This is a genomic window from Luteococcus japonicus (genome assembly GCF_003752415.1).
GTDB classification, from domain to species: Bacteria; Actinomycetota; Actinomycetes; order Propionibacteriales; family Propionibacteriaceae; genus Luteococcus; species Luteococcus japonicus.
The window spans coordinates 2,572,925-2,585,063 of record NZ_RKHG01000001.1 but is presented as its reverse complement, the minus strand read 5'-3'; the positions used below and the strand labels follow the sequence as shown (position 1 = coordinate 2,585,063).

The following is a 12,139-nucleotide window of genomic DNA, read 5'->3' as shown; positions in this document are numbered from 1 at the left end:
TCTAGCAGCCGGAGTGCGGGACCCCCCGTGGACTCACGGCGGTCTCTCAGCTCCTGATCAGGCAGGTGGGGTGGCCTGAAGGCCACCCCACCCCGCTTCCCACCTCACTGATTGCGATGGGTCACTGCCAAATCCTCACGTAGTCCACCTTCATGGGGATGCCAGGCGCACTGCCCAGGATCATCACCTGACCCACCTCGTTGTCCAGCACACTGTATGTGCCGACGGGATGACCCAGGTAGTTGGGCTCCGGTGCGGCGTTGGCAGAGTACTTCTGGGTCAAGATCTGCTTGCCGTCCATGTACCACGTGACCCGGCCAGGAGTCCACAGCGCCCCGTAGGTGTGGAACTCGGTCATGTTGGCGTCGTTGGCGTAATGGACGTTGTTGCCAACGGTCATGTGGTCGCTACCCCCGAACCAGTCGTGGATGGTGCCAGCAATGATCGGCTTGTCGTAGCGCGCGTACGGCGGGTGCCATGCCTCCATCACGTCGAACTCGCCGTAACGGCTGAGCTCAGTCCCCAGAAGGTGGTCGCGGGAGATTCCCCAGAAGGACGGGAATCCGCGAACCTGGGAGACGGCCGCATCGTTGGTCTGGTCAAAGGCGATCCGTGCCTCGTAGTAGCCGTACTTGAAGGACTTGCCCGCCTTTGCCTTCTTGGAATACGTCGAGATTCCGAAGTTGAGGTTGTCGAAGGACTGGTTCAGGTTCAGGACTCCGTCGGAGACCGACAGGTCGCTGGCCGGCATCTTCGGGAAGCCGAACGGCCGGTCCGTGAACCACTTCTTGGAAGTGTCACCATTGCCGGTGAGATCGATGGAGCTCAGGTCCTGGAACTCGTCCTGGAAGGTGAGCGTGCCGAATCCTCCCTGCGTCGCGGGCGCGGGGGCACTGGCTGCCGCGGGCTGCGCCGGCGCCGGCGCCGGTGCCGGTGCGTTGGTCGGCTCCGAACCAGCTGCTGGCTGTGGCGCAGGAGCACTGGTGGGTGCCGGAGCAGAAAGCGCCTGAACGGTCTGGGTCCGGGCCATGTCCGACGAGCCAGCGACCTGGACGATCAGCTGGGGAGCATTGCCGGCCTCAATCGAGTCCACGGTGAATCGGGAGCCTTCAGCGTTGTAGCCCATCGTCAGGGCGGTGTGCCCCCCGCGGTTGATGGAACGAGTGGGGGACAGTCGAATCGTCACCCAGCTGCCAGCTCGCGCTTGCACGGCGGGGTTGAGCACCGTCGGATCGTACGCTGGCTTGTTGCCCCAGGTCAGCTTCGTGGGGTCCCAACCGTTCGGCGCAGACCAGACCACCGGGCTGCCAACGCCCGCGCGGTCGTTCCGCTGGACGTAGACACGCAGGGAGACGCTCTCGACTCGAGCGTCCGGCGCGATACCCGTGGTGTCGAAGTCCATGTAGGCGAGGGTGTCGGAAGACGCGTTCGAGGCACCCGTGGCCGTGGCCAACATCACGCGGTTGCCATCATTGGTACGCGTTGGCTGGGCCTTGGAGGCGTAGGTGTCGGAAGCAGCGAACATCGTGTAGGCCGTTGCAGCGTCCGCCTGCTCGGCCGAGTAGAGCGCGCCGGTGGTGCTGAGCAGAGCGCAGGACGTGACTGCAAGCGCCCTCGCACCAAGCCGCGCTGACCTGCGGCCTCTTGAAAGAGGGTGTGTTGACATGGTGAAGTCTCCTGATGTGGGGGTGGAGTTCAGATCTGAGAAACGCCTTAAGTTTCCGTGTGCGCTCTCAGCAATGTCAAACTAGGGCTTCATTTCCCTGCTCAGCCCTCATTTCCCAACTGGGGCTTCGCTGCCCCACCACAGCCACCGCCCCAAACAGGAGCTTCAGCGATGTCCGCCCAGCCTCCACACGGCAGCCCCGGCGCCGAGCCTGCGTCCCCGCATGTCCGTCGCGCCCCGATTGCGGTCGCCGGTGTCGCCGTCACGCTGGTGATCGCTGCATCCTTGGCCAGATCCGCCCTCCATGAGACACCGGAGCCCATGGCCGCGCAGGAGGCGGCACAGGCTGCCGGATTCGACACCCTGTCGTTCTCCACCGACTTCGACGACCTCACCCAAGTGGATCTGACCGGACGCGGAACGAAGGGCAAGTCATGGTTCGTGGACAGGCCGTTCAGCCCCAAGCTCGCGGCCGATGACCTCAGCGTGCACGACTCGGTCCTGACCCTCGACCAAAGCGACAACGAGGGCCCCAACCTCGCAATCAGCTCCGTGTCCTCACTGACTGGGGAGGGACAGACCTTCAGGTATGGGTGGTTCGAGGCACGCATCCGCTTCAACCCGGCCAACGCTCCGCGGTCGACGGGCTGGCCGTCCTTCTGGATGATGAGCGCCGATCACTTCAAGGGGACGCGCAACGATCTCTGGGGTGAGATCGACATCGTGGAACTCCACCATGAACCCCGCGAGGCGTTCAAATCCGGATTCAGCGGTTCCATCTGGACGCACACCGGTGCGCAGGTCAACACCCGCATCAACAGGCATCACTCCAAGCACGTAGACACTGACTGGAGCGCATGGCACACCTACTCATGCGTGTGGACACCCGGTGAAGTGGTGTGGTTCATGGATGGACGCGAGGTCCTGAGACACAGTTACGCAGCCAACTCGCAGGCGAGCCGTGCCCTCGACGGGGACACTGGCGGACAGGCTCTGGTCCTGGGGACCGGTAGAGACAACCCGATGGAGGTTGACTGGGTCCGCGTCTGGCAGTGACGGGACTCACAGCCCATACAGTGGTGGGACGCGCGGGGGTGCGGGATCCCCGCCATGCCCAGGAGCGCCGCCTCATGACAAGCGACAGGACCACTGACCTCCGACGCGCCAGCACCGTACTGTGGCTGACCGTTGCCGCTGTCGGTATCGCGCACATCGCCCTTTGCTTGGCGAAGCAGACCCCTTGGGGTCAGCCGTGGCGCGAGTCCAACGTCGTCTTGCTGGACTTCAGGGACACCATCGTCGCACCAGGCCGCTTCCTCTTGCAGGGCGGGAATCCCTACGACCCGGACACCTATCTGACCGCCCACCCATGGGCGCAGGAGTTCGACCCCTATTCTCCAGCATGGTTCCTGCTAGCCGCCCCACTCGCTCCCCTGCCGATGCCTGTCTCGGCAGCCATCTATCTTGCGGGTACCACCCTGTTGCTTGCTTGGTCAGCCCACCAGCTGGTCAGTTTGGTGCTCCCCCGTTGGGCCGATGTCGTGGCCCCAGCAGTCGCCCTGTGGATGCTGGTCTGGTACCCGTCGCGCGTGATGGGCTCGACCTTCCTCTGCACGATGGGGCTGATCCTGATGCTCCGCTGTGGAAGTTCCCTGCGCACGAGCTCATCCTGGGTGCCCGCGGCTGGCCTCGCATTCTCGCTCCTCAAGCCCCAGATTGGGCTCTGGGTGTGCCTCCTGTTGCTCGCATGGGGCGCTTGGCGTGTCGTGCTGCGAGGCTTGGCCCTCGAACTCGTGCTGGCCCTGCCCGCCGTCATTGCGTGCAGTGTGAGTGCCGGAGGTTTCCTCCAGTTCCTCGACTCCATCAAGCGGGACATCGAGCACGCTTCCAGCGAAGCGTCACCAACCGGGCTGGTCGGCAGCGAAAGCTGGCGCTCCGATTTCGCCGGCCTCTTCATGAGGCTGAACGACTCGGCAGCTCCCAGCTGGACCTTGGTGGTCCCAGCCGTGATCGCCCTCGTCGCAGCGGCGTGGATCTGGCGGGTTCGCCCCCAGCATGAGGTCTTCTGGTTGGTCACCGTCCCCGTTGCGCTCCTGCTGCCCGTCCACGCGAGCTATGACATCTTGCTAGCAGTCGTGACGGCCGTCTGCGGTATCCGACTTTGGAGAGGGACCCGCGAAGCCGGGACAGCCGTCGTCGCCATCTGTGCGGCGCTGCCCGTTCTGCACATCCATCGGGTGACCAGGGCCTTGGGCATCGGAAACGCCCTCGGAGACACCATCGACCTGCTGGCGCTCTGCATCGCCGCGATCCTGGCAGTGATTCACGAGCACTCGTCACACTACAAACCCCAGACGACACCGCCCCGACGCGCAGCCCTCACCGGTCGATAGCATCGTGATGTCTGCCGATCGAAGGGGGAACGCATGACCGAGAAATGGATCGTCATCGGGGGAGGCGCCACGGGCAGCCACCTGGCGCTCGAGGGCGCCAAGCAGGGGCACCAGGTGACCCTCGTCGACAAGAATCCCGGCCTGGGCGGCCTGACCGCCACGGAGACCTTCACGGTCAACGGGTCCAGCTTCGAGGTGGACCGGTTCTACCACGTGATCCTGGAGTCCGACGAGTTGGTGCTCGGCCTGCTCGGCGAGCTGCGCCTCAAGGACACCATCCGCTGGACCAGCGCCCCCGCCGAGATCATCGAGCAGGGCAAGCAGTACCCCGCCAGCAGCCTCGGCCAGATGGCAACCCTGCCCATGCTGAAGCTCACTGACCGGGCGCGCATCGGCGCATCCATCGCCGCCTCGCTGGCCCTCCCGATGAAGCTCGCGGACCGGATGACGGCCATCAGCTGGCTGGGCCGCACCGCCGGCAAGAGCGCGTTGGACGCCTTCTGGGGCCCCATCCTGCGCGCCAAGCTCGGCACCCAGGCAGACAAGGTCTCGGCCACCTTCATGGTGAGCACCTTCCGTCGCCTCGTGCAGGCCCGCCTCAAGGGCGCCGGCGACCGCTTCGGCATCCTCCCCCACGGCTACGGCCCCGTCTTCGCCGCGATGCAGGAACGCGTCGAGAAACTGGGCGGCCAGGTGCTCACGGGCGCCAATGCCACCGCGATCAACCAGGCCGACGGCATCGCGACGGTCACGCTGGAGGACGGCCGCACGCTGACCGGGGACCGCGTCTTCGTCACCGCGCCGGGCCCCATCGCCTCCAAGCTCCTCCCCCAGCTCACCGCGACGGAGCACGGACAGCTCACCGAGGCGCCCTACCTGGGTGTCGTGTGCGGCAGCTTCGTGCTGGACCACGCCCCCAACGACTCCTACATCACCTACCTGATCGACGATCTTGGCCTGACCGGCGTCATCGGCATGCACGCCCTGATGGCCGAGGACGCAACCGGCGGCGGCAAGCTGGTCTACCTGCCGCACTACTGCGCCAGCGACGATCCGTGGTTCGACGAGACTGATGACCAGCTGAAGCAACGCCTGCTGGACGGCCTCCAGCAGTGCTTCCCGAACCAGAGCTTCGATGTACTGGCCTCGAGCATCAACCGCGCGCGGCACGTCGTGCCGCTGCCTCTGCCGGGGGCGGGGAAACCCTTGGCGTACCAGACGTCCGTGCCCGGCATCCACGTCGTGAGCACGGCCCAGAACACCACGGGAACCCTGAATGTCGAGGGCTCCCTCGCCATGGCCAACGAGGCAATGGCGCAGATCAACGGGGGAACCAAGTGAACAAGCCACTGGCCAGCATCGGCCTCGACGCAGACAATTTCTGGAGCTACAAGCGCACCCACGGCGATGCCGACTGGGTGGAGCGGCCCAGCTACCTGCCCGTGCTGACCGAGCGGATGATCACCAGCTTCTCCAAGCACCAGATCAAGCCGTCGGTCTTCGTCGTCGGCGCCGACGCCGCCGCCGCGGACGGCCCCGACTTCGTCCAGGCCCTGACCGAGTACGGCTGCGAAATCGGCTCCCACTCCTACGAGCATGAGCCATGGCTGCACCTGTACAGCCCACAGGAGCTGCGCGACGAGCTGAAGCGCACCGAGGATGCCCTGCAGGCCGCCGGTGCACCCAAGCCCCGCGGCTTCCGCGCCCCCGGCTTCGCGATGAGCCCGGACCTGATGCGCGCGCTGGTGGAACTCGACTACGACTACGACTGCTCGGTGCTGGCCACCTGGATCGGCCCCGTCGCTCGCCAGTACTACCTGCGCACCAACAAGACCCTGACCAAGTCCGAGCGCGAGGACCGCAAGGCCCTGTTCGGCTCGCTGTGGGACGCCGGGCTGCCCAACAAGCCCTTCACCTGGAAGGCCCCGTGCTGCGAGGTCGACGGCCGGACCTTGCCCGCGGTCCAGCTGACCGAGGTGCCCGTCACCGTCTTCCCGATGGCCCGCGTGCCGATCCACGCCTCCTACGTCATCTACCTGTCCGGCTACTCGGTGCCCGTCGCCAAGGCCTACATCAAGACCGCCCTGGCCTTCTGCAAGGTCACCGGGACCCAGCCGTCGCTGCTGCTGCACCCGCTGGACCTGCTCGACGGCTCGGACGCCCCCGGCCTGGAGTTCTTCCCCGGCATGAACATGCCGCTGGGCAAGAAGCAGGAGATGCTCGACTTCATCCTGGAGGCCTTCGCCAAGCAGTACCGCCTGGTGAACCTGGCCGAGCACGCCGAGAGCATCAAGGGCATCCCGGTGCGCGAACGCGGCATCGACGTCCTGGCCCGCGGCCGCGAGGTCAACCCCGCCCAGCCGAAGAACTGAGGACTGAGCAACCGTGAACCACATCAGCGAAAAGGTCCTGGTGGTCCTGGGCACCCGCCCCGAGGCCATCAAGCTGGCCGGCGTGATCCGCGCCCTGGGCGAGGACGCCGCCGTCATCCACACCGGCCAGCACTACGACGAGAACATGTGGGGCCGGGTCCTCAATGACCTCGCCGGCGTCAGCGTCACCGACCACATCGCCATCGGCGGCCGCACCCGCGGCGAACAGGTGGGCCTGGCCACCCAGGAGCTGACCCGCTACCTGGTGCAGCACCCGGCCCGCGCCGTCGTCGTCCAGGGGGACACCAACTCCACCCTGGCCGGGGCGCTCGCCGCCAACATGCTGGGCATCCCCGTCATCCACGTCGAGGCCGGCCTGCGCAGCCACGACCGGACCATGCCGGAGGAGATCAACCGCATCCTCGTGGACCAGGTGGCCGAGCTGTGCTGCGCGCCCGTCGAGCCCAATGCGGAGCAGCTGCGCACCGAAGGCGTCAGCGAGGACCGGATTGCCGTCACCGGCAACACCCTGTCCGATGCCCTGTCCACCCTGCAGATCGACGAGGCCGAGCGCACCCACCTGATGGCCCGCTACGGCGTGGAGAGCGACGGCTATGTGCTGTCCACCATCCACCGCGCCGGCACCGTCGACGACCGGGAGAAGCTGACCGCCCTGCTCAAGGGGCTGGCGGCCGTCGCCGAGCGCACCACCGTGCTGCTGCCGCTGCACCCGCACACCCGCAAGAACATCGCCAGCTGGGGACTTGAGGCGGAGCTGGGCAAGATCACCGTGATCGAGCCGCTGCCTCCCAAGGAATTCGTCACCCTGGAGGCCCACGCCGGCCTGATCATCAGCGACTCCGGCGGCGTCCAGGAGGAGGCCTGCCTCTTCCGCCGTCCGCTGCTGGTGGTGCGTGACTCCACCGAGCGTCCCGAACTGCTCGACGGCTGGTGCCGCCTGCTGGGTGACGAGGACCCGACCACGGCCATGGTGCAGGCGTGGGACGTCTCCGCCGGATGGCGTGAGCAGCTGGCGAACCGGGATTTCCCGTACCGCACCGATGAGGTCAGCGCGGGGATCGTCGACCAGATCAACAGCCGCTGGCCCGCCGCCCACCACGGGCACGAGCACGACGCATGATCCTGCTCAGCATCGCCGCGCTGCTGCTCGGCGTGCTGGCCTACGGCTTCGCCGGAGCCCAACTGCACAGCGGATCCCGCCACGAGGGCGGTGCACTGCGCTCCGTCGCGTGGTGGAGCGGCACCGTTCTGCAGGCGCTCGGCTTCCTCGCGACGCTGGTGGCCCGGCACAGCCTGCCGCTGTTGATCGTGCAGAGCACCGCGACCCTGGGTCTGGGCGTCACCGCCCTGCTGCAGCACGTTGCCGGTGTTCGCCGGATGCGCGGCCGGGACTGGCTCGCCCTGAGTGCCCTGCTGGGCGGCCTGGCGCTGCTGGCCGGCACCACCCTGCCCGGCCCGGCTGCAGCGATCAGCCGAGACCTGCTGCTGGTGATGGCCGCCCTGGCCGTCCTCGGCATCGCCGGGCTGGCCATGCCGGTCAAGCCGCTGACCAATGGCCTGCTGGCCGGCCTGTGCTTCTCCTTCGGGGCCATCGGGGCGCGCCTGCTGATCGGTGACCCCGCGCACCCCCTGTGGTTCTTCTGGCAGCTGCCGCTGGCCAACTGGGCCACCGGGGTGCTGACCGGCATCGGGATCGTGCTGGGCCAGGTGCACATGACCCGCGGCCTGGCCGCCCACGACGCGACGCCCGTCCTGGGGCCGATGTACGTGCTGGAGACGCTGCTCCCCGCAGGCGTCGGCGTCTGGCTGATGGCCGAGCACCCCCGGCCCGGCTCCGCGCCCCTGGTGGCCGCCGGACTCGCCCTAGCCCTGCTGGCCACCGGCTACCTGGTGCGCCGCGAAGCGGACTGAGCCCTGTTCTCCGGCTCCCTCGCCGCCTACGGTGGAGACACCCGCCCCACAACACTCGCTTGAGGAGCCACCACATGGAGATCACCTGCCCGGTCTGCTCGCGGCAGACCACCGCCCGCCCCCTCGTGCCCGCCGCCCACCCGTCCCACCGCTACCTGCTGTGCGACGGGTGCGGAACCGGCCACCTGGAGCATGCCCCCGAACGGCCCGAGGACCTCTACACCGAGGACTACTTCGTCGAGGGTGGCGAATTGGCGGGCTATGTGGACTACGAGGCCGACGAACGCTGGCACCGGATCAATGCCCGGGCTCGCCTGCGACGGCTGCACCATGCCCTGGGCCTGGCCCACATCCCGGGGCGACTGGTGGAGGTGGGCAGCGCCACCGGATTCTTCCTCGACGTCGCCCGCGAGGCGGGTTGGCAGACCCACGGCGTCGAAGCCTCCACCTGGGCCGCACGACGAGCCCGCGACAAGGGGCATGACGTGACCGACCAGCTGGCCACACTGGATGTGGACCCCGTGGACGCCGTCTGCTTCTTCCAGGTCCTGGAGCACATGCCCGATCCCGCCGGAGCCCTGCGGGAGGCAGCCCGACGGCTGCGTCCCGGTGGTGTGGTCCTCTGCGAGACGTGGGACGTGAACTCCGCGACTGCCCGCCGTGCCGGGGCCCGATGGCAGCAGCTGAGTCCCCCGTCCGTGCTGTGGCTCTTCAATCGCGACGCAATGTCACACCTGGCCCGCGAGACCGGGCTCGAAATGGTGAATTGGCGGACCACCACGAAGTGGGTGAGCGTGGCCACCGTGCTGGGCCAGAGCGTGCCCATCGTCGGCCGCGGCCGGGCGGGGCGAGCGCTGCGTACCGCGGGCCGCTGGGCGGCGGTGCGCTATCCGCTGGATGACCTTGTCACATTCACCTTGGTCAAACGTGACATGTCAAGGAGTGCCGATTAAGGACTTGCTGAGAACTCTCGACGTCGAACCTGTGCGCTTGTTGAGGAAATCTCCACGCGCTGGGGATCGACAGGTCTCCTGCACGACGCCTCACATAGGTTGAGAAGCGAATTTGGGGGAAATTCCATCATGGGGGAAAGAAACATATGACCACCGTTCAGGGGACCGGTGCCACTCACACGCGCGCCACGGGATCATTCGTGATCCCCTGCTTCCGCGAAGAGGCAACCGTCGCACGCACGCTGCACGCACTCGACGAGCTGGCGAAGCAGAAGGCCACCTTCGACTGGGAGATCATCGTCGTCAACGACGGCTCCGATGACGACACCCTGGGCGAGGCCACCCGTGCCGCGCAGGAGATGTCCACCCCGGTGCGGATCCTCTCCCACCGTCGCAATGCCGGACTGGGCGCGGGAATGCGCACCGGCATCCAGGCAAGCCGCGGCGACGTGGTGCTGGCCGTCGACTGCGACCTCAGCTACTCCATCGAGGACATCGGCCGCCTGATCGACACCTGGGCAGAAACCCACCCGCACGTCGTGATCGCCTCCCCGTACATGGAGGGCGGCGCCTCGGTGAAGGTGCCCAAGCCGCTGGCGGTGCGCAGCCAGGCCGCGAACAAGTTCCTGAACTTCACCAGCTACCACGACGTCAAGACGCTCACCGGCATGGTGCGCGCCTACGACGGCCCCTTCATCCGCGCCATGTCCCTGAAGGCCGAAGGCCCGGACATCATGGTGGAGATCATCTACAAGGCCCAGATCCTGCGCGCCCGCATCGTGGAGATCCCCGCGACGCTGAGCTGGGCCGGTCTGGAGCAGCGCGTCAGCCGCTCCGCACTGACCAGCACCACCAGCCAGATGACCACCTACCGCCAGCTGATCAACGGCTACCTGTGGCGCCCCTTCTGGGTGCCGCTGATTCCCGCCCTGCTCTTCGGGCTGGTGGGCACCATCCTCACCTTCACCGGCCACCTGGGCTGGAACGGGCTCGCCCTGGCCTGCGCCGTGCTCTTCCCCGTGCTGCTGGTGCTCTCCTTGATGAGCCTGCAGGCCAAGCGCTACTTCGAGGAGCTGTACAACCTGGGCTTCGGCCTGCGCGCCGTCCAGCCCGTCGAGCCGATCCGCACCCCCAGCGTCGAGATCCTGCTGGATGGCCAGAACCGTCCCGCATCTCCCATCGGGGACCAGCAGGTGGATGCCCGTTATGCCTCGCACTACGACGGCGCCCTGCGGCATCGGGACGAGGCCAGCGCACCGGAACCCGCCGACGAGGTCTCCTTCAACACCGCGTCGACGCCGAAGGACTGAGGCGGCCCCTCGACAGGCTCGGGGAACGCAGGGCCGACAGGCTCGGGGCCACTAGGCTGGAGCAATGAGCACTGTTCTGGGCATTGACATCGGCGGCTCGGGCGTCAAGGGCGCACCCGTCGACCTCGACAAGGGCGAGTTCGCCGCCGACCGCTTCCGCATCGACACCCCGCAGCCAGCCACCCCCGAGGCCGTCGTCGACGTCGTCGGGCAGATCATCGAGCACTTCGCCGAGGCCATCGGCGACGCCCCCGTGGGCATCACCGTTCCCGCACCGGTGCGGCACGGCAAGATCCCGATGATGGCCAACCTGGACGACAGCTGGGAGGGCCTGGAAGCGGAGAAATTCTTCGAGGACAAGCTCGGACGCAATGTCACCATCGTCAACGACGCCGACGCCGCCGGACTGGCCGAGGTGCAGTACGGCGCCGCCAAGGGCACCGAGGGCGTGGTCATCCTCACCACCCTTGGCACCGGCATCGGCACCGCCATCATCAACGACGGCATCCTGCTGCCCAACACGGAGCTGGGGCACATCGAGGTGGACGGCCACGACGCCGAGACCCGCGCCGCGACGAGCGTCAAGGAAGCCAAGGACCTCTCCTGGAGCGAGTGGGCCGAGCGCCTCCAGCGCTACTACGAGACCATGGAGATGCTCTTCTGGCCGGACCTGTTCGTCGTCGGCGGTGGCGTGAGCAAGAAGCACGCCAAGTTCCTGCCCCTGCTCGAGCTGGACACACCGATCGTGCCCGCCCAGCTGCAGAACAAGGCTGGCATCATCGGCGCGGCCTGGCTGGCCGAGCAGCGCAAGCACTGAGCCTTCACCGGCACCGCCGCAAGGGGGTCAGGCTGGGCAGCGGCCCAGCTTGATCTCCTTGAGGTAGCCGCCCAGTTGGTAGGCCACCTGGTATGGCCTTTGGTGATCCCATTCGGAGATGTTGCGCCCGACGACAGGGACCGGCTGGCCCAGACAGCGCTCGAAGATGAAGCGGCTCCGGGCGGCGTGGAAGTCCACCGTGAGCACGGCGAAACTCATCCACCCGTGCAGTTCAGCCAGGTCTCTCAGGCCGATCGCCTCCCCGCGAGTGGTCGACGGGTTGGGCGGGAAGCAGTACGCCGGCCAGTCGTGCTTCTCGTCGCAGTACATGGCATCCCACGGCATGTTCGGCGTCGAGAGCACCAGGTTCTTGGCCTTGCCCTGCCGCATCAGGTCCTCGGCCATCTCGATCCGCCAGGGATTCAACGGCCCCAGCACCAGCAGCGCGTCGACCTGCTCCTCGGGCATCTGGTCGAGGTGCGGGCGATAGACCACCCGCCAGGCGAAGACCGCAACGAAGAGCACCGCCGCCAGCACGATGCCGGTCACCACCCGGGCCAGGATGTGCTCGGGCGGGGTGCGGCGGCGCTGCGGTGCGTGCTGCTCGTCGGGCACATTGGAGGTGGGATCGGTCACATCCACAGGCTAACGGCGCCCGGTGACGAGGCCGTGAATCCCTGAGAGCCCGCTGACAGA

The 12,139-nt window shown here is 67.3% G+C and carries 11 protein-coding genes; 9 read left to right on the top strand and 2 right to left on the bottom strand.

Going from position 1 to position 12,139, the window contains the following annotated elements; all coding sequences use genetic code 11:
- Nucleotides 1-121 precede the first annotated feature (121 nt).
- A complete protein-coding gene (locus EDD41_RS12290; protein WP_170165367.1) occupies nucleotides 122-1,525 on the bottom strand; it encodes a glycoside hydrolase family 16 protein in 1,404 nt (467 codons plus the stop codon).
- A gap of 312 nt (nucleotides 1,526-1,837) precedes the next feature.
- Here EDD41_RS12290 and EDD41_RS12285 point away from each other — a divergent pair, with 312 nt between their 5' ends.
- From EDD41_RS12285 to ppgK, 9 genes are all read left to right on the top strand, one after another.
- The gene (locus EDD41_RS12285; protein ID WP_123576099.1) at nucleotides 1,838-2,722 is read left to right on the top strand and encodes a glycoside hydrolase family 16 protein; all 885 of its coding nucleotides are present in this window, start codon (nucleotides 1,838-1,840) and stop codon (nucleotides 2,720-2,722) included.
- Nucleotides 2,723-2,796: 74 nt separating this feature from the next.
- A complete protein-coding gene (locus EDD41_RS12280; protein WP_123576098.1) occupies nucleotides 2,797-4,059 on the top strand; it encodes a glycosyltransferase family 87 protein in 1,263 nt (420 codons plus the stop codon).
- A 33-nt stretch (nucleotides 4,060-4,092) separates the two neighbouring features.
- Entirely contained in the window at nucleotides 4,093-5,400 is a 1,308-nt protein-coding gene (locus EDD41_RS12275) for an FAD-dependent oxidoreductase (RefSeq protein WP_123576097.1), read from the top strand.
- Nucleotides 5,397-6,431: a polysaccharide deacetylase family protein gene (locus EDD41_RS12270; protein WP_123576096.1), complete on the top strand. Its 1,035-nt coding sequence runs from the start codon at nucleotides 5,397-5,399 to the stop codon at nucleotides 6,429-6,431. The genes EDD41_RS12275 and EDD41_RS12270 overlap by 4 nt, the downstream gene beginning before the upstream one ends.
- Nucleotides 6,432-6,444: 13 nt before the next feature.
- Nucleotides 6,445-7,572, top strand: a complete 1,128-nt coding sequence (gene wecB, locus EDD41_RS12265) for a non-hydrolyzing UDP-N-acetylglucosamine 2-epimerase (protein WP_123576095.1) — start codon at nucleotides 6,445-6,447, stop codon at nucleotides 7,570-7,572.
- A complete protein-coding gene (locus EDD41_RS12260; protein WP_123576094.1) occupies nucleotides 7,569-8,363 on the top strand; it encodes a hypothetical protein in 795 nt (264 codons plus the stop codon). Before wecB ends, EDD41_RS12260 begins: the two co-directional genes overlap by 4 nt.
- A gap of 74 nt (nucleotides 8,364-8,437) precedes the next feature.
- Nucleotides 8,438-9,316 carry a class I SAM-dependent methyltransferase gene (locus EDD41_RS12255; protein WP_123576093.1) on the top strand — a complete coding sequence of 293 codons (879 nt, stop codon included), beginning with the start codon at nucleotides 8,438-8,440 and terminating at the stop codon, nucleotides 9,314-9,316.
- 200 nt (nucleotides 9,317-9,516) lie between these two features.
- Nucleotides 9,517-10,626: a glycosyltransferase family 2 protein gene (locus EDD41_RS12250; protein WP_170165366.1), complete on the top strand. Its 1,110-nt coding sequence runs from the start codon at nucleotides 9,517-9,519 to the stop codon at nucleotides 10,624-10,626.
- A gap of 64 nt (nucleotides 10,627-10,690) precedes the next feature.
- Nucleotides 10,691-11,443 (top strand): polyphosphate--glucose phosphotransferase, encoded by a 753-nt coding sequence (gene ppgK, locus EDD41_RS12245; protein WP_123576091.1) that lies wholly within the window; start codon nucleotides 10,691-10,693, stop codon nucleotides 11,441-11,443.
- Between the two features lie 27 nt (nucleotides 11,444-11,470).
- Here ppgK and EDD41_RS12240 read toward each other — a convergent pair whose 3' ends face one another.
- Entirely contained in the window at nucleotides 11,471-12,079 is a 609-nt protein-coding gene (locus tag EDD41_RS12240) for a YdcF family protein (protein WP_148060553.1), read from the bottom strand.
- Nucleotides 12,080-12,139: the final 60 nt, after the last annotated feature.

Bases quoted from the DNA above. Each gene is read 5' to 3' on its own strand.
- EDD41_RS12290 (WP_170165367.1), bottom strand. From the start codon at position 1,525: ATGTTCGCTGCTTCCGACACCTACGCCTCCAAGGCCCAGCCAACGCGT.
- EDD41_RS12285 (WP_123576099.1), top strand. From the start codon at position 1,838: ATGTCCGCCCAGCCTCCACACGGCAGCCCCGGCGCCGAGCCTGCGTCC.
- EDD41_RS12280 (WP_123576098.1), top strand. From the start codon at position 2,797: ATGACAAGCGACAGGACCACTGACCTCCGACGCGCCAGCACCGTACTG.
- EDD41_RS12275 (WP_123576097.1), top strand. From the start codon at position 4,093: ATGACCGAGAAATGGATCGTCATCGGGGGAGGCGCCACGGGCAGCCAC.
- EDD41_RS12260 (WP_123576094.1), top strand. From the start codon at position 7,569: ATGATCCTGCTCAGCATCGCCGCGCTGCTGCTCGGCGTGCTGGCCTAC.
- EDD41_RS12255 (WP_123576093.1), top strand. From the start codon at position 8,438: ATGGAGATCACCTGCCCGGTCTGCTCGCGGCAGACCACCGCCCGCCCC.
- ppgK (WP_123576091.1), top strand. From the start codon at position 10,691: ATGAGCACTGTTCTGGGCATTGACATCGGCGGCTCGGGCGTCAAGGGC.